Consider the following 17,220-nt stretch of genomic DNA (forward strand, 5'->3'; position numbering starts at 1 on the left):
GAATAACCCTGCGCTCTAGGATACCGATTTTATGCATGGACGCAACAGCAGTGCCAACTCCTGTCTTTATCTATAGCGATCGCTTCCTCGAACACCGCTGCCGCCAGTTTCACTTTGAGCGACCCGAACGGTTAGTGGCCATCCGTCAGCACTTAGAGGCAGCATTTCCAGCAGCAGAATGGCGTGAACCTACACCTGTCGGAGAAGGATTAACTCCTTGGTTGGAAAAGGTACATAGTCGGGTGTATTTAGACCAATTAACGCGGATTGCAGCACAAGGGGGCGGCTGGCTAGATCCCGATACCTACCTCAATGACCAGAGCGATCGCGTGGCGCGGTTAGCAGTACAGGCGTGGCTCGATGGGGTAGATTTAGCTGTACAGCGGCAGCAACCGATTTTTGTTTTGGCACGCCCCCCCGGCCACCATGCGTTGCGGGAGCGGGGAATGGGCTTTTGCCTACTAGCGAATGCAGCCATTGCTGCCCACTATGCCCTCAGTCTGCCAAGGATAAGACGAGTCGCAATTCTCGATTGGGATGTCCACCACGGCAATGGTACCCAAGCACTGGTTCAAGATCATCCTCAGATTGCCTATTGTTCACTTCATGAGTTTCCTGCCTATCCCTATACGGGGGATGGGGGCGATCGCGGGCACCACAACAACGTCCTCAACTTACCCATGCCCACAGGCTCCACTGGAGCGGCCTATCGCACTGCTTTTCAAGATCAAGTCATGCCCTTTTTGCAGCAATTTGGCGCAGATGTGCTCATCATCAGTGCGGGCTACGATGCCCACCGCGATGATCCCCTTTCTAGCATTGAATTACAGGAGGCAGACTATGGCTGGATGATGCACCAGTGCTTGCAGATCACTCACTGTATTGTCATTGGCTTGGAGGGAGGGTACAACCTTAATGCCTTGGGGCGATCGCTGGTTGCTACTGTACAGGCGACGGTTGTTGACGATGCCGCTCGAGAACTTCCTCATAAAGCGCAAGATACTGCTTAGCCACCACAGGATAGGCAAATTTTCTCACCGCATCAGCACGGGCTTGCGCACATAGTTGAGCATGACGCTGAGAATCCGCTAACACCCAGTGAATACCATTCGCAAGATCAGTTGTATCAAAAGGTTGAGCCAAGTACCCTGTTTGTTGATGAGTAATAATATCGGGTAATCCGCCAATACGAAAGGCAACTACTGGTGTTCCACAGGCCTGCGCTTCAATAGCGGTATTGGGAAGATTATCCTGCCGAGAGGGCACAATCATCACATCTGCTGCGCTGTACAGCTTACAAAGATACTCTTCATTATCAATATGACCCGTGTATTGAACTGGAAACTTCAAATCTAGTTTCTTACGAGGCTCAGATTCACCAAAAACAACTATTTGAAACTGTTGACCTGTATTTTTTAGATAACCCAAGGCTTCTTCGAGTAAGTCAAACCCTTTGCGCACATCTCGGCCACCCCCCATTGCACCAAACAGAACAATTGGCACTTCTGTTGGTAGGCCTAGGTTTTGGCGTGTTTGTTTTTTATGATAGGGGTACCACTGCTCAGTATTAATTGGATTAGGAATTACGCTAACAGGCCAATGATACATCAGTGCACTTTGTCGAACACAGTTTGCTAACCAGTGACTTGGTGCAACGATATGTATGGGCTTTTGCCAATATTTTCGCTTACGCTCCCAAGTCCAGCGATTGAGATCAAATCCCCTTTCATAAGCAGGTCGATTATGGGGATAGTAGCCCTCTTTCCAGCGCAAGTCATCTGTGTAGTGCTCCGCACCACAAAATGCCCACATATCATGCAATGTCCAAACAAGTGGCTGCGTTAACTTGGCAACTTCCTCAATACTTAACAGATTCGCTGCGATCCAGTGAAGATGGATAATATCAGGTAGCAGTGATTCGAGAAATGCCGTGGAATAGCAGGAAAATAGATTAGGGCTATGAAGAATTTTATTCTCTGTTCTAAAACCAGATAGCTTAATAAAAATTTTGGACAAATCATTAAGAAAACTATATTTAATCAATCCAAGTGGATTCTTATCAGAAAAGATGTAAGTCTCTTTCATTTGAGAGGAAGCAACAACCATCGAGGCATTACAGTTGATATCTCGCAGAGATTGACAAATTCTTAAAGCAGCTTTTGCAGCGCCACCTGTATCCGCGTACGTATTTAAGTGAAGCGCTTTCATCATGCCTTTTTAGTTAAGACAGCTAGTAAAGTATGTCCTGGAAGCATTTTACTTATTCCTAACTTCAAGAGAAGACTTATTGGACTTAGAGTAACATAGTTTGCAAGTAATCGGCATCCTAAATTGGGTAGTCTCAGTTTAGTTTTAAGAAAACTTCGACAATAGCCAACAACAAATCCTTCCACATGATAACTTTGTAGAGGCTCTTCTAATAGGTTAGTAACCTCTAGGGGCAGAATGTTAGGTAAGTAATTAAAAACACTTTTACACCAGTGAGACATATGATGAGGAGGCTGATCAAGGAGGTTTTCATAGCTTGGATCAATTTTACGTAAGACTTCAGAATTAGGTACAGAGAGAATTAATTTGCCGTTTGGCTGCAAAATATTGATTAATTTAGTTAGAAATGAGATAGGGTCGGGGATATGTTCAATCACCTGAAAAGCACAAATAGCGTCATACTTTTGATCTGGATATTGGTTTAGAAATTCATCGATTGAGACTGGGTAAATTATGAAACCTAGTTTCTGGGCATTTTGAATTGCTTCAGGATTAATTTCCATTCCTTCAATATCAACACCCTTTCGGCGTGCCAGTTGTAAAAAGCCTGCACCACCAATACCTACTTCAAGAACTTTTGATGATGGTTGAATATAGTCTAGAGCAGCATGGAACTCCCACTTATCAGACATATAGTACCATGGAAATTTTTGTAGTTGCTGATAAAGAGAACCATCACCAGCGGCTTCAGCAGGAGTGTACCATTCAAAATCAGTCTCTGGACACTTCCAATGGTAGATTGTTTCAATCCTAGTAAGCTGATTAGACACGTCAATACCGAATACCTTCCTCCATTGATCACAGACTTTCTTGACAGGTAATTTCCTAAGATGTACAGTATTCGATTGGCCTGTTAGAGGTGAATTGGGAATTGACAGATTCATAAAATTTAGATTTTGCTCAAACGTTTACTCAAACTTTGGAATTTTTTTACAACCCTGCTAGGTAGATTAAATAAAGCATTAGGAAAACGCATATACTTACCACCAAATTGCTCATTAAAGGTATACTTATCTGCTTCTACATCAACAGCCACTTCACTTGGATGTTGAATCTCTCCTATTGGAAAAACGGGCAAGTTTGCATGAATATGACTTGCAGTCTTTGTATGAGTTGCATCAGAACCAAAACCAATATTACTTACAAGATTAACATTGGGTGTTGCCGTTAACCCGCCATGATACCAGACACAGGCCGTCCATTGATAGTCCCATGTATTAATCTCACTTGAATACACTCGATTAAAAATCTTACGCCAGTATCCCTCCTCAACAGAGTTAAAGTGAAGATTTTGCCACGCTGATGATTTGCTCCACGCCGGCCAAAATGAGATGTCTACGTCGTATTTAGACCATGCCCGTTTCCACGTAGCCCAACCCCAGCAGTGATTATATTTAGAGAAATAATAGCTAGCTTTTCCACGCCACTGCCCATCCTGAAAGTTGTTTCCCGTGATAACCCAAACCCGTTCGTCTTGTTTGTAGTATTCAAGCAATTCATCACAAAACCTAAAAAAGTCAGGATGGGGCAAACAGTCATCTTCTAGAATAATCCCCTTTTCTTCGTGCTCAAAAAACCAAGTAATAGCACTACTGACCGCTACCTTGCATCCTAGGTTCTTCTCTCTAAAAAGAGTTTTAACTTCACAAGGCCAATCTACTTGGGTTGCAATTCTTCTCACCTCAGCAACTTTTTCTGCTTCCCCTTCTCGATCTGCCCTAGGTCCATCAGCAGCCACATAGAGCCTTGGTGGCCGAACCTGACGAATTGCCTCAAAAACTCGTTGTGTCGTATGAGGACGATTGAAAATGAGAAAAAGAACTCCTTTACCTAGCTGATATTTCATAACGAATACTACCTTAAATATTTCGATCTTGCCTTAAAAAATGGTTCATAATGTATTAAATTAGCTTGATAATAGTTATAGAATTGGGGCAAAATTTTGCTTTCATCAATACCTTTATAATTTTGTCCAAATTTACTTAAAGAAAACTGAATTTGCAACAAAAGACGAAATCCTTTTTCTAAAGGTTTTCCCTTATGAAAGCCAATTGTGTCAGCAGCTATAATTGTTCCTTTTGCTCCGCAAATTTCTACTATTTTATCTTCAGAATAGTATTTTCTTATCAAGTCATCAGTAACTCTTCCATCTCTGAAAATTTCTCTTGGCTTGTGAATGTGGGAACCCTTGACATAGCAGTGTGGGCCACTCACTGGACTAACATCAGTTAAATAAAAGAAAAACTTCAGAAACTTAAATCTATCATAATCAAAGTGAAATAGTTGTGCTTCTTCTGATAGACATGAATTATCAGATGGAATAGACCACCACATAGCAACTAGGTCTAATACAGGGGGTGCTTCTAAGTACAAATAAGCTAAGTTCAAGAGATCATTATCAAAAATAATGGATTGTATGTCTTCTGACTCAAATATAGTATCAACCGAGTAAGATATCCTAGCCTTTTTACCAAGATGATCAGCATCTCTCAACAGTTGCTTGTCATTTTCAGAGAGAGTATTAAGTGAAAAATGATAGATTTTTTCAATCTTAGACAGTTCTATTGTTTTTTCTAATATGGAAAATCCGTCTCTTCGTAATTCATCTAAACTTTTAGTAAACTTAATCTCTATATCATGATTAATTTTAGATAAAGACTTATTTACATTGGAGTAACGAAAATAAATTTTATAAATTTTTGCCAGTATTGGTGTAAGCCATCCATTTGTTTTAACGTATAAATTTCTCATCAATAAGTAACCTCTTTGAGGTGTTTGACCGCAGGTTAAGAAGTAAATGAAAGAAATTCCTAAAATAAGGAAGTCAATTGGTAATTTAAGTAAGTATATCTTTGAAAATAAGCTCATTCAATTACTCCTTACTTATGGAGAAAATCGTTACCACAGTTGAATTAGGATACAAACTGTTTTGTTGCAAAATTTCAACATTATCTCTTAGTGGAGCATTATTACAGAAGTAAATATGTGAAATTACATCCCCAAAGAGTTCATAAATTTGTTCAGCACTATTTAATCTTACAAAGCTACCATCTGTTGGTTCTATTGAATACCCGAATTTCTTCTCAGCTTCTATGGGCGACATATTTGAAAAATCCACTGCTATACCAATAATTCCACCGCTCTTAATTACCCTAATCATTTCAGAAGCTGCCTTTTCAGGATTTTTGCTGTATGAGATAGTCCAGCCGCATATTATTACATCAAAGGAACTATCTTCATAGGGCATAGAGTGCATATCTCCAAGATCAATCAGAGGTGAGTAGCTTATTAAGTCTAGGCCTTTAACATTTTTGAAGCCCCAACTGAATAATCGAAGTAAGTCATTTTCGGTTCTTGGGCCAATCACTAGAATTGAAGACTCAGGAAACACCGTTTCTATACCCAATAATGGTAGAATCAGTTTATTCATTCGAGGCATTAAAAAGTCTAATTTATGATTTTTAACTGACTTCATGTTATGAAATATAGTCAACTCAAATGCATTATCTGATTCTAACGACTTAATTCCGCGAGTTAAAGCAAAATATTTCAAACGAAGGGAGCCAATAAAAAGTCTGATATGGTCAACTCTTAAAAACTGACACACTAAGCTACTAACTTTAGATTTAATCTTTTTCAGAAAATATCGCATTTTAACTCCTTTTCATAAATTGAAATAATCGAGTCAATTTTAGCTTTATTTCATGTAATCTCGAAAAGATTTGATTCTCATAGAACAAATAATCGTTCACAAATTTGCCTTGAAATAAGCTATAAGGCTTGTAGTACGAAAATAAGTTTCCATAAAGCATATAGTAATATCCAAATGGAAGTGAATTTTTAGCCTCTTTAGGTTCAAGTTTCTTCAAAGATAAGTAGTCCTTTAGCTCTTGCAACGATGATGGCTCGTAAGTACAGTCTAATCCTTTGTAAGTAGCATCACCAATAGTAATCACAGGTTTACCAAGATAGGCTGCTTCTACTCCCATAGTTGAGCCATAAACAATAATCAGATCAGAGTTTTTAGCTAGGGCATAGGAATCAATAGGAGAGTGGCTAGGAATTACTGATACATTCTTACCACCAAGATTATTCCAAAAATTTCGGAGTCTTTGACTCTTTTGTTCTTTATGAGGATGAACACGTATAACTAGCTCTACGTCATCTAGTTGTGCTGCATAATTTATAAGCCAACGAATTGCTTCAATTTGTGACTTAAAAATAGGATGTTCTATTGAGTCTTCAACATAGATATATTCATCATCACTGGAACTATAATACGTCCATCTATACTTTTTACTTTTTTCAGGAACCATCCCTTTTATCTGTTTTTCTGTGAAAGAAACCCAGCCGATTCCTTCACCTTTTATTTTTCTTAAAAAATAAGATTCTGCTATTTCTTCTTTATTTTGATCTTGAGAAAGCTCCCACATTTTCTTTATTGATGCCCTAATAGTCTTAAAGTCATGGGGAGGCTTATCCGATAGATAGTATCGCTCTTTTGTTGCACCTCGTTCATGATAAAAAACAGGTATTGAGTATTTCTTGCATAAATAGATAATTGGCCTTGAACAAGCAAATCTACCATTGTAAGTTACAACTTGAGAAGGCTTAAAATATTGAATTAATTTTTCTACTTCTACATAGGTGGCGATCGCTGATTTGAAATAGCGCTCAATTAAGGCTTTATCTATATCTGGCTCAATATCCTTCATATACGACACATATGAACTTGCAACTCCCATACCAATTTTTATATTATTTAGTTCTATTTTTCTCAAGCAATCGACATTATTACAAGACCTTATTTGATCTTTGATTTTTTCAAACAATAGATCGACTAATGATTGATCAGGAGTTTTTACTAAGCAGTTAATGCCAAACTTAGAAAGAATTCTAAAAAGAGCCTCAACACGATTTCGGCGACTTCTAGATATCACAAAGACCCTTTTTGGAATATAGTCATCAGGATTATCTACATCAATAAACACAATTCCAGCTCTAACGCCTTCTTTTCTGTATTTAATTGCAATCTCTCCAGCAGTTTCTAAGTGAGGACAGTAGGCAAATGTTTCAATTATTAAAACATCAGCCTTTTGGAAATTAAATCTAGTTTCCTTATGATTATCGCTTTTGTCTTTCATGTTTTCCTACTAGTAGCAGGCCTTCTATATAACTTCAGAAACTGGTAAATTGCATAATTTCTGTAGTTGGTTACTTACAAGCTGTGTTTTTATTTATACATCTCTGCTACCCTCTCAATGAGATACACTAAAGCTAGTATTTATGTCAAGTGCTAGCTACAGTTCTTCACTATAGCACTGAGAGTTAAAATTTAAATATTTATGTTTAATTTTTTAATTTGTAGGTACTACAGCGGTGAGGACTGACTAGAGTGAACCAAGGATTAACGAAAGAGAGCGGCGTACTTGTGACGGGGGGCACAGGGTCGTTTGGCCGTGCGTTTGTCAAGGAGGTGTTGCGGCAGTTCCCTGATATTCGACGTCTTGTCATTTTCAGCCGTGACGAGCTAAAGCAGTTCGAGATGGCTCAGGAGTTCCCCTACCAAAAGTATCCAGGTATCCGCTACTTCATTGGCGATGTTAGGGATCGCGATCGCCTGCGCCGTGCCCTCAATAGAGTGGATATTGTAGTTCATGCGGCTGCCCTGAAGCAAGTGCCGGCGGCTGAATATAATCCCATTGAGTTTATTCGCACCAATGTCATGGGGGCCGAAAACGTCATTCAAGCCTGCCTCGACACCGGTGTCAAGCAAGTCATTGCCCTCTCCACCGACAAGGCGGCTGCCCCCATCAACCTCTACGGGGCAACAAAGCTCTGTAGTGACAAACTCTTCATTGCTGCCAATAACTTTGCGGGTCGTGATCTGCGGTTCAGTGTGGTTCGCTACGGCAACGTTATGGGGTCACGGGGGTCAGTGATTCCTTTTTTCTTGAAAAAGCGCTGTGAGGGCTGCCTACCAATTACGGATCCAGCCATGACTCGCTTTAATATCTCCCTCCAAGAGGGGGTAGAAATGGTACTGTGGGCACTGCAGCACAGTTGGGGGGGCGAAATCTTTGTGCCGAAAATTCCCTCCTACCGCATTCTCGATGTTGCAGAGGCCATTTGCCCGGAATGTGAGCAACAGTTTGTGGGTATCCGTCCAGGGGAAAAGATCCACGAAGAGATGATTACCACTTCCGATTCTTACACCACGGTTGATTTAGGCCAGTACTATGCCATTTTGCCCATTCAAGGGCGCTTCACGCTAGAGGAGTACTGTGCCCAAACAGGGGCAACACGGGTTAAACCGGGCTTCAGCTATAATTCTGGCACCAACGATCGCTTCCTTAGTGTCGAGGAGCTGCGCACTCTGATTCGCCAACACGTTGACCCGAACTTTATCCCAGGCAGGGGCTAAATGGGCACAATTCCCTACGGTCGCCAAGACATTACGCCAGAGGATATTGCGGCTGTGGTTGACGTCCTGCAATCGGACTGGCTGACCCAAGGCCCCAAGGTTCCCGAGTTTGAAGCAGCACTGGCCAGTTGTTGTGGTACACGGTATGCCGTTGTGGTTAGTAGTGCCACAGCAGCGCTTCACCTCGCCTGTATTGCAGCGGGGCTACAAGGGGGCGATCGCCTGTGGACCTCGCCGATTACCTTTGTTGCCTCGGCGAATTGTGGCCGCTACTGTGGTGCTACGGTGGATTTTGTTGATATTGACCCCCACACCTATAACCTGAGTGTTTCTGCCCTTGCCGACAAGCTAGCAATTGCCAAAAAGCAAGGGACGCTTCCCAAGGTTGTCATTCCTGTTCACCTCGCCGGACAATCCTGTGAGATGGCTGCCCTTGCTGAACTTGCACAGACCTATGGCTTTACCCTCATCGAAGATGCCTCCCATGCCCTTGGGGGTCACTACCGTGGCCGACCCATTGGCTGCTGTGAATTCTCGACGATGGCGGTTTTTAGCTTTCATCCCGTCAAGATTATCACCACGGGTGAGGGCGGTGCCATTCTCACCAATGATCCAGACCTCTACCAGCGCCTTATCCGTCTGCGCAGCCACGGGATTACCCGCGATCCCCAACACATGGTGAGCGACTCCCACGGCCCTTGGTATTACCAACAACTGGAACTGGGCTTTAACTACCGCATGAGTGACCTGCAAGCGGCCCTCGGCCTACAGCAACTGCAACGCCTCGATCAGTTTGTCGAGCGGCGGCGTTTTTTAGCCCAACGCTACCATCAATCTCTTGCGGATTTGCCCCTCACGCTCCCCTTTCAGCATCCTGATACCCGCTCCAGTTGGCATCTCTACATCATTCGCCTGAAGCGAGACCAAATTCAAGCTTCCCATCGCGAAGTCTTTGAAGCCCTTCGTTCCCTTGGAATTGGGGTGAATCTCCACTACATTCCTGTGCATACCCAACCCTACTATCAGCAATTGGGCTTTCAATGGGGAGACTTTCCCAACGCCGAGGCCTACTACCAAGAAGCGATTAGCTTGCCTCTGTACTATGGCCTGACCCTTGCCCAACAGGATCAAGTCATTCAGGCGCTCAAGCAAGTCTTGGCTTAAGACCGCAACGCCAACAGCCCCTCCCCTATGCGAAAGTAAGCCTGCATCAACCGCTCAAAGCGATCGCCCAAGTCCCGTTTTGACTCTGCTGGCGATCATCTCGCCCTAGGGGCTTTTAAGGTTTGAGGCCTCTTGCCTTCAAGAATTGTAGGAGGTCACTCCTTTGAATGTGATTGAGCACGAGTTCAGTGCGTTGAAGCGAGCATGGATGTATGCAGGGTCAAACAATTCTATTGATGAAGTGATTCGCAATTATTGTGCCGAATAGCGTCTCATTCTTTATTGGAATAGCTATAATTCTAACGAAGACCCAATTCACCCATGCCTAGTGATTAGACTATAAAGCATCAGGTGGCTTGAGGACAGTTTCATGGTGCAAGATGGGTTACGCTACTGGCCGCTGGGTATTGTTCTTCTTTTAGGGGTGGCTCTTGAACCGGTTAGAGCAGCAGAGATGTCCCTACCCCAAACGGGTGTAGCAGAGGAGGAGTTGATTGCTCTCATTAAAGAAGACCCCTTTGCCCAAGCTCGCCTGCCGCAATCTGAAGGCTCTGCTGTTGATCTATTGCCGCTGCCACCCCAGCCCCCCCCAGCAGTCGTTCCGCCTGTAGAATCCCCTGCTCCCCTACCCACGAGCACTGAGATCAAGGATGATTCAGCAGCCCCCTCTGTGGAACCTGCACCAAGAACGACTGACAATTCTTCAGGAGCTCCAACAACAGTGGAACTGACCGCAGAGCAAGCCGCACAGGAGGCGCGGTTAGCACTTCTACGGGAGGGCGATCGCCACTGGCAATTAGGAGACACCGTCACAGCCCAAACCTATTACCAAAAGGCTAAGGCTGACCTAGATTTGCCACCCCCCCGTGTCACCCCCCCCGCTGTACTGGAAATTAGTCAACTGCCCCCCGCTGCCCAAGTCTATTGGCGAGAAGTTCAAGGGGGTTCCCAACTCTACAGTGCCCAAGCCGTGCCCCTGCGGCTGTTGGTGGAGCAATTCCCAGAGTTTATCCCCGGCCAAGTGCGCTTCGCTGAGTTTCTAGCGCAGCAGGGTTCCCTCAAAGAGGCCTATGCCCATCTCGAAAAAGCCGCCAGCCTCTATCCTGATCAACCCGATATTCAACGTAGCCTCGTCACCCTCTACGATCGCCAGCAACAGTGGCTAGAAGCGGCTCTTGCCGCCCAACGTTTTGCCCTACTGAATCCTGACCACCCCGCCACACCCGAATTTCAGCAACTAGCCGCAGAGCGAATGCAACGGTTCCGTCGTCGCCTGCAGGGACAACTGCGCGAAGGCATGATTGTCGGCGCCCTCACTGGACTGGTGGGTGTGGCACTCACGGGCAATCCCTTACTATCCTTGGACTCGATTCAAATGATGGCCTTGATGATGCAGGGAGAATCTGCCCTAGGCCGTTCAGCAGCACAGCAAATTAGCCGCCAAGTCAAGCTCCTTGAGGATCCTGAGGTTCAAGCCTATGTCAATGAAGTGGGGCAACGCCTCGCCAAAGTGGCCGGTCGCAATGAGTTTGAGTATGAGTTTTTTGTGATAAAAGATAATGATCTCAATGCCTTTGCCCTGCCAGGAGGCAAGATTTTTATCAATTCCGGTGCAATTCTCAAAGCCAATACCGAGGCAGAACTTGCTGGCTTACTGGCTCACGAAATTGCCCACGCGGTGCTCTCCCACGGTTTTCGCTTGGTCACCCAAGGCACGGCCACTGCCAACTTGACGCGGTTATTACCTGCTGGTGGCTATGTGACAGGGATTCTCGTGACTAGCTATAGTCGAGAAATGGAGCGAGAGGCGGATATTTTGGGCACACGGATTCTGGCGAGGGCAGGCTATGCCGCTGATGGCCTACTTAACCTCATGCACACCCTCAAGAAGGAATACCGTCATCAGGAGCCACCGTTACCATGGTTTTCTACCCACCCGCCGACCAATGAGCGCATTCGCTATATCCGTGGTTTGATGCGCGATCGCGGGTACACCCCCTTTGCCTTTGAGGGGGTCGAACGCCATCAACAAATTCAAGCGCGCTTGCGTACCCTTGTGGATCCCCCCAATCCCAAAAAGTCCAAACGGGAAACTGCCAAGACGCCGCAATAGCTGAGTCCGCTTTGAATGTTCTGAATGTCTCGACATTGCTTTCAAACCCTTGAGTACGAACCCGCATTTCTCTCCCTAGGGGAAGAGTACTGGGACGAGGTACAGGCGGCAACCTTTCCGCAGCATATTCTGCGTTTTCGCAATGATGCCCTCTTACCCCTGATGGGTCTGAATCCCGCCAAGGTAACCGATGCTGACTTTATTGCGGCCTTTGGCCAGTTTCAGGGGCGTGAACCTTTTTTAGCGATGCGTTACCACGGCTACCAATTTGGGGAATACAATGCTCGCTTGGGGGATGGCCGAGGGTTTCTCTATGGTCAGTTTCGCGGTGTGGATGGTCAACTGTATGACCTTGGCACGAAAGGATCCGGCATCACACCCTATTCGCGGGGGGGAGATGGTCGGCTGACGCTCAAAGGCGGTGTCCGTGAGGTTTTGGCCAGTGAACTGCTGCATCGCTTGGGGGTGAGCACCTTTCGCAGTCTCAGTTTGGTGGAAACGGGAGAATCCCTCTGGCGGGGGGATGAGCCATCGCCGACGCGATCGAGTGTCTTAGTGCGCCTTGGCCGTTCCCATATTCGCTTTGGTACCTTTGAGCGGCTCCACTATCTGCGGCGACCGGACTTGATTCGACGGTTACTCGACCACGTCATTTACTACTACTACCCCCACTTGCTAGAGATCCCAGACCCCAAGGAACGGGATTGTACCTTTTATCGTGAGCTAGTGGCACGCACAGCGGATCTGGCGGCGCAGTGGTTGGTGGCGGGGTTTTGTCATGGGGTTTTGAACACCGATAATATGGCCATTACGGGCGAGAGCTTCGACTATGGTCCCTATGTCTTTTTGAAGCACTATGATTTGGGGTTTACAGCCGCCTACTTTGACTACTATGGCCGCTACGCCTACGGCAATCAACCAGCAATTTGTGCTTGGAATTTGGAGAAGCTGCAAATCCCTCTGTCTTCAGTAATGCCCCTTGAGGAAATGCAAGCTGCCCTAAAGACCTTTGGCGATCGCTGCCAAACCACCTACTTGAAACTCATGCTCAAACGCCTCGGTTGGGCAGACCTTCCTCTAGAAATTGGCCATCCCTTGGTGGCAGAAACCCAAGCTTTTCTCAGCCGCAGCACCATCAGTTATCCCCAATTCTTTGTCAGCCTACGGCAGGAATTCTCCCCTGAGTGGGCTGTAGATCCCAGTCATATCTTTCGTAACAGCTCAACCCTCACGCCAGCAGATCAGAAATTGCTAGAGGTTTGGAAAAGAACCTATTTTGAGCTACTTCAGCAAGCCAGCCCACGGCAGCGGGCGGCAATTCCCCAAACCCTACAGGCAGCCAATCCCCTTGTCATCCTCACTCGTTCCCAGATCGAACACATTTGGCAGGCCATTGATCAGGCGGATGATTGGTCACGATTTACTACAGCTCTTGAGTTGATGCAGGCATGAAGCGACTCCTTTGCCTGAGTAATGGCCACGGTGAGGATGCGATCGCTAGCTCGATTTTGCAGGCCTTGCGGCAGCGGTGTCCACACTTAGACCTAATGGCGTTGCCCTTGGTGGGCTTAGGGTCTGCCTATACGCGGCTGGGAATTCCTGTATTGCAGCCTAGAAAAATACTCCCCTCTGGGGGCTTTATCTACATGGATCTGCGACAGCTATGGCGAGATCTCAAGGCAGGTTTGCTAGGACTCTTGGGATCACAGATTCGCGCCATTCAAGCTTGGCAGCAATCGGGAGGACATCTGTTGGCGGTGGGGGATATTGTGCCCCTATTGCTGGCCTATGGCACAGGGGGAACCTATAGTTTTATCGGCACTGCTAAGTCTGACTACTACCTATATGACACGACGGGGCGTCCCTATCGTTGGGGCATGGGCTGGGCGGGGAGTGACTACCTGCCTTGGGAGCGATGGTTGTGGCGATCGCCCCGCTGTCGAGGCATTTTTGTCCGTGATGAGTTAACCGCTAAAGGGTTGCGGCAATTCGGTTACACGGTTCACTACTGTGGCAATCCCATGATGGACTTAGTGATGCCACCCCCTGAGCGATCGCCTTTTACGACTAGAACCATTGTGCTACTGCCGGGGTCTCGTGCCCCTGAGGCCTACCGCAATTGGCAACAGATCCTACGGGTACTGGCGCCCTATCCCGATCAGCCGCTGACCTGTCTTGCCGCTGTCAGTCCCAGCCTTGATTTACGGATGCTTGAGCAAAGCCTTGAGGGCTGGCAACCCATCGCCAGTGCATTACCCCAGACCAGCGCATGGCAGTTGGGTCAGCAACAACTGATTTTAAGTTCACATCACTTTCGTGAATTTCTGCATTGGGCAGAAGGGGGCATTGCCCTCGCCGGCACAGCCACAGAGCAGTGTGTGGGCTTAGGGAAACCCGTGATCACCTTTGCGGGTGCAGGCCCCCAGTTTACCCGTGAGTTTGCTAGTCGCCAAAAACGCCTTCTCGGAGACTCGATTTTCCTACTCGATGATCCTCAAGAGGCCATCCCGACCCTTTGGCAGATTTGGGAAGATGCGACTTTACTTGCGCGAATTGCCGCCAATGGCAAAGAACGCATGGGCGACCCCGGAGCGAGCGATCGCATTGCTGAGCAACTGTTAAAAATACTCGGCATTGAGTCCTGCTAAAAAAAAGACCCCCATCCGTAGATGGGAGCCAAGGACGATTGAGTTTGGTTAGATGAAGTCAGTGACTCTAATCAAGGCTCGGCATCGAGAGTACGGGTTCAGACTCACGGTCAATCCCCTTCTCGAAACCAGCCGCCGCCGCACGGGCACGACCAGCATGCCACAGGTGACCCACTAGGAAGAAGAAGGCCAAGACAAAGTGGGACGTAGCCAGCCAAGAGCGGGGTGACACGAAGTTCACCGAGTTGATTTCGGTGGCCACACCACCCACGGAGTTCAAAGAACCCAGAGGGGCATGGGTCATGTACTCAGCGGCACGACGCTCTTGCCAAGGCTGAATGTCATTTTTGATCTTGTTGAGGTCAAGACCATTGGGACCGCGCAACGGCTCCAACCAAGGACCACGGAAATCCCAGAAGCGCATTGTTTCACCACCGAAGATGATTTCACCCGTAGGAGAGCGCATCAGGTATTTACCAAGACCAGTGGGGCCTTGAGCCGAACCGACGTTCGCACCCAATTTTTGGTCACGGATCAAGAACGTCATTGCCTGAGCCTGAGAGGCCTCTGGACCCGTAGGACCATAGAATTCACTGGGATAGACCGTGTTGTTGAACCAGACAAAGCAGGTGGCAATGAAGCCCATCATGGACAGGGCGCCCAAGCTATAGGACAGATAGGCTTCCCCAGACCAGATAAAGGCACGGCGTGCCCAACCAAAGGGCGTCGTCAGAATGTGCCAGATACCACCAGCAATGCAGATCAAACCGATCCAAATGTGACCACCGACAACGTCCTCAAGGTTGTTGACGCTGACGATCCAGCCCTCACCGCCAAAGGGAGACTTCAGCAGGTAGCCAAAGATCACCGTGGGGTCAAGGGTGGGGTTGGTAATGACGCGGACATCGCCACCGCCGGGTGCCCAAGTGTCATAGAGGCCACCAAAGAACATGGCTTTGGCCACCAACAGCAGGGCACCAATACCGAGGACGATCAGGTGGAAACCGAGGATCGTCGTCATTTTGTTTTTATCTTTCCAGTCGTAGCCAAAGAAGGAGGAGTATTCCTCAAGGGTTTCAGGGCCACGAATGGCATGGTAAACCCCACCAAAGCCGAGAACAGCAGAGGAAATCAGGTGCACCACCCCGACCACAAAGAAGGGGAAGGTGTCCACGACTTCACCCCCAGGGCCAACGCCCCAACCAAGGGTGGCAATGTGGGGAATGAGGATCAGCCCTTGCTCGTACATTGGCTTCTCAGGAATGAAGTGAGCCAACTCGAACAGGGTCATGGCACCGGCCCAGAAAACGATCAGGCCAGCGTGGGCGACGTGAGCACCCAAGAGTTTGCCGGAGAGATTAATCAGACGAGCATTACCGGCCCACCACGCGAAACCGGAGGATTCTTGGTCGCGATTGGTGGCAAAAATCGAGTTACTAGAGAGCGTTACCACGGGGGAGTACCTCTTCTGGGAAGACAAAGTTTTCATGGGGTTGGTCTTGGGGCGCCATCCAAGCGCGAATGCCCTCGTTCAAGAGCAGGTTCTTGGTGTAGAAGGTCTCAAACTCAGGGTCTTCCGCTGCCCGAATCTCCTGCGAAATAAAGTCGTAAGACCGCAGGTTCAACGCCAGACCCACCACGCCAATCGCACTCATCCACAGCCCCGTCACGGGCACAAACAACATGAAAAAGTGCAACCAGCGCTTGTTCGAGAAGGCAATGCCAAAAATTTGGCTCCAGAACCGGTTGGCCGTCACCATCGAGTAGGTCTCTTCCGATTGGGTGGGGCTAAAGGCACGGAAGGTGCTGGCGCCTTCGCCATCTTGGAAGAGGGTGTTCTCCACTGTGGCACCGTGGATGGCACACAACAGGGCACCGCCGAGCACACCGGCCACCCCCATCATGTGGAAGGGGTTCAAAGTCCAGTTGTGGAACCCTTGGAAGAACAGCAGGAAGCGGAAGATGGCAGCCACGCCAAAGCTGGGGGCAAAGAACCAACTGGATTGCCCCAAGGGATACATCAAGAAGACGCTGACAAAAACGGCAATGGGGGCACTGAAGGCAATGGCGTTGTAGGGACGGATGCCCACCAAGCGAGCAATTTCAAATTGCCGCAGCATGAAGCCAATGAGGCCAAAGGCGCCGTGGAGGGCGATAAAGGTCCACAGACCGCCCAGTTGGCACCAGCGGGTGAAGTCCCCTTGGGCTTCGGGACCCCAGAGGAGCAGGAGGGAGTGCCCCATGCTGTTGGCGGGGGTGGAAACGGCAACGGTGAGGAAGTTGCAGCCTTCGAGGTAGCTGGAGGCGAGGCCGTGGGTGTACCAAGAGGTCACAAAGGTGGTACCGGTCAGCCAGCCCCCGAGGGCAAGGTAGGCGCAGGGAAACAGCAGGATGCCTGACCAGCCGACAAAGACAAATCTGTCACGCTTGAGCCAGTCGTCGAGGATGTCAAACCATCCCCGTTCTGCTGGCGCTCGTCCAATTGCGATCGTCATGGAATTAAATCCTCTTGCAGATATAGATGCCAGATTTAGAACCTTACAGTTGCTGGTAGGGCGTGATCGGCTCTCTAAAACTTAGGAGCGATCGCTCCAGCATCCTGT

The 17,220-nt window shown here is 47.5% G+C and carries 14 protein-coding genes; 6 read left to right on the top strand and 8 right to left on the bottom strand.

Annotated features, from left to right (window positions below; translation table 11 throughout):
* Nucleotides 1-35: 35 nt before the first annotated feature.
* Nucleotides 36-1,010, top strand: coding sequence for a histone deacetylase (locus RHH27_RS00705; RefSeq protein ID WP_302678580.1), 975 nt, complete (start codon nt 36-38; stop codon nt 1,008-1,010).
* Here RHH27_RS00705 and RHH27_RS00710 read toward each other — a convergent pair.
* The 6 genes from RHH27_RS00710 to RHH27_RS00735 all read right to left on the bottom strand — a co-directional run bounded on the left by RHH27_RS00710 (nt 940) and on the right by RHH27_RS00735 (nt 7,412).
* A complete protein-coding gene (locus RHH27_RS00710) occupies nt 940-2,211 on the bottom strand; it encodes a glycosyltransferase family 4 protein (protein ID WP_302678581.1) in 1,272 nt (423 codons plus the stop codon). The two genes, RHH27_RS00705 and RHH27_RS00710, sit on opposite strands and share 71 nt — an antisense overlap.
* Complete coding sequence (locus tag RHH27_RS00715) at nt 2,208-3,038, bottom strand: bifunctional 2-polyprenyl-6-hydroxyphenol methylase/3-demethylubiquinol 3-O-methyltransferase UbiG (protein WP_302678582.1); 831 nt, start codon at nt 3,036-3,038, stop codon at nt 2,208-2,210. The genes RHH27_RS00710 and RHH27_RS00715 overlap by 4 nt, the downstream gene beginning before the upstream one ends.
* Nucleotides 3,039-3,157: 119 nt before the next feature.
* On the bottom strand, nt 3,158-4,114 hold the full coding sequence (locus tag RHH27_RS00720; protein ID WP_302678583.1) for a glycosyltransferase family 2 protein: 957 nt from the start codon (nt 4,112-4,114) through the stop codon (nt 3,158-3,160).
* Nucleotides 4,115-4,122: 8 nt separating this feature from the next.
* Nucleotides 4,123-5,136: a phytanoyl-CoA dioxygenase family protein gene (locus RHH27_RS00725; RefSeq protein WP_302678584.1), complete on the bottom strand. Its 1,014-nt coding sequence runs from the start codon at nt 5,134-5,136 to the stop codon at nt 4,123-4,125.
* A gap of 4 nt (nt 5,137-5,140) precedes the next feature.
* Nucleotides 5,141-5,920: a class I SAM-dependent methyltransferase gene (locus RHH27_RS00730; RefSeq protein WP_302678585.1), complete on the bottom strand. Its 780-nt coding sequence runs from the start codon at nt 5,918-5,920 to the stop codon at nt 5,141-5,143.
* A gap of 1 nt (nt 5,921) precedes the next feature.
* Nucleotides 5,922-7,412, bottom strand: coding sequence for a DUF354 domain-containing protein (locus RHH27_RS00735; RefSeq protein ID WP_302678586.1), 1,491 nt, complete (start codon nt 7,410-7,412; stop codon nt 5,922-5,924).
* A 242-nt stretch (nt 7,413-7,654) separates the two neighbouring features.
* Here RHH27_RS00735 and pseB point away from each other — a divergent pair, with 242 nt between their 5' ends.
* From pseB to RHH27_RS00765, 5 genes are all read left to right on the top strand, one after another.
* Nucleotides 7,655-8,692 (top strand): UDP-N-acetylglucosamine 4,6-dehydratase (inverting), encoded by a 1,038-nt coding sequence (gene pseB / locus RHH27_RS00740; RefSeq protein ID WP_399373352.1) that lies wholly within the window; start codon nt 7,655-7,657, stop codon nt 8,690-8,692.
* A complete protein-coding gene (pseC, locus tag RHH27_RS00745) occupies nt 8,693-9,856 on the top strand; it encodes a UDP-4-amino-4,6-dideoxy-N-acetyl-beta-L-altrosamine transaminase (RefSeq protein ID WP_302678588.1) in 1,164 nt (387 codons plus the stop codon). It abuts the gene before it with no gap.
* A gap of 370 nt (nt 9,857-10,226) precedes the next feature.
* Nucleotides 10,227-11,969: a M48 family metalloprotease gene (locus RHH27_RS00755; RefSeq protein ID WP_302678589.1), complete on the top strand. Its 1,743-nt coding sequence runs from the start codon at nt 10,227-10,229 to the stop codon at nt 11,967-11,969.
* A 24-nt stretch (nt 11,970-11,993) separates the two neighbouring features.
* Nucleotides 11,994-13,421, top strand: a complete 1,428-nt coding sequence (locus tag RHH27_RS00760; protein WP_302678590.1) for a YdiU family protein — start codon at nt 11,994-11,996, stop codon at nt 13,419-13,421.
* Nucleotides 13,418-14,617: a lipid-A-disaccharide synthase-related protein gene (locus tag RHH27_RS00765; protein ID WP_302678591.1), complete on the top strand. Its 1,200-nt coding sequence runs from the start codon at nt 13,418-13,420 to the stop codon at nt 14,615-14,617. Before RHH27_RS00760 ends, RHH27_RS00765 begins: the two co-directional genes overlap by 4 nt.
* Nucleotides 14,618-14,684: 67 nt before the next feature.
* Here RHH27_RS00765 and psbC read toward each other — a convergent pair whose 3' ends face one another.
* On the bottom strand, nt 14,685-16,070 hold the full coding sequence (gene psbC / locus RHH27_RS00770; RefSeq protein ID WP_190278038.1) for a photosystem II reaction center protein CP43: 1,386 nt from the start codon (nt 16,068-16,070) through the stop codon (nt 14,685-14,687).
* Nucleotides 16,054-17,112 (bottom strand): photosystem II D2 protein (photosystem q(a) protein), encoded by a 1,059-nt coding sequence (gene psbD / locus RHH27_RS00775; RefSeq protein WP_206199695.1) that lies wholly within the window; start codon nt 17,110-17,112, stop codon nt 16,054-16,056. Before psbD ends, psbC begins: the two co-directional genes overlap by 17 nt.
* Nucleotides 17,113-17,220 lie beyond the last annotated feature (108 nt).

This window comes from Thermosynechococcus sp. PP555, from assembly GCF_031583225.1.
Taxonomy (GTDB): domain Bacteria; phylum Cyanobacteriota; class Cyanobacteriia; order Thermosynechococcales; family Thermosynechococcaceae; genus Thermosynechococcus.

Excerpts from the sequence above, each read along its gene's own strand:
- RHH27_RS00705 (WP_302678580.1), top strand. The coding sequence starts at position 36 with ATGGACGCAACAGCAGTGCCAACTCCTGTCTTTATCTATAGCGATCGC.
- RHH27_RS00710 (WP_302678581.1), bottom strand. The coding sequence starts at position 2,211 with ATGATGAAAGCGCTTCACTTAAATACGTACGCGGATACAGGTGGCGCT.
- RHH27_RS00720 (WP_302678583.1), bottom strand. The coding sequence starts at position 4,114 with ATGAAATATCAGCTAGGTAAAGGAGTTCTTTTTCTCATTTTCAATCGT.
- RHH27_RS00725 (WP_302678584.1), bottom strand. The coding sequence starts at position 5,136 with ATGAGCTTATTTTCAAAGATATACTTACTTAAATTACCAATTGACTTC.
- RHH27_RS00730 (WP_302678585.1), bottom strand. The coding sequence starts at position 5,920 with ATGCGATATTTTCTGAAAAAGATTAAATCTAAAGTTAGTAGCTTAGTG.
- RHH27_RS00735 (WP_302678586.1), bottom strand. The coding sequence starts at position 7,412 with ATGAAAGACAAAAGCGATAATCATAAGGAAACTAGATTTAATTTCCAA.
- pseC (WP_302678588.1), top strand. The coding sequence starts at position 8,693 with ATGGGCACAATTCCCTACGGTCGCCAAGACATTACGCCAGAGGATATT.
- RHH27_RS00755 (WP_302678589.1), top strand. The coding sequence starts at position 10,227 with ATGGTGCAAGATGGGTTACGCTACTGGCCGCTGGGTATTGTTCTTCTT.
- RHH27_RS00760 (WP_302678590.1), top strand. The coding sequence starts at position 11,994 with ATGTCTCGACATTGCTTTCAAACCCTTGAGTACGAACCCGCATTTCTC.
- RHH27_RS00765 (WP_302678591.1), top strand. The coding sequence starts at position 13,418 with ATGAAGCGACTCCTTTGCCTGAGTAATGGCCACGGTGAGGATGCGATC.
- psbD (WP_206199695.1), bottom strand. The coding sequence starts at position 17,112 with ATGACGATCGCAATTGGACGAGCGCCAGCAGAACGGGGATGGTTTGAC.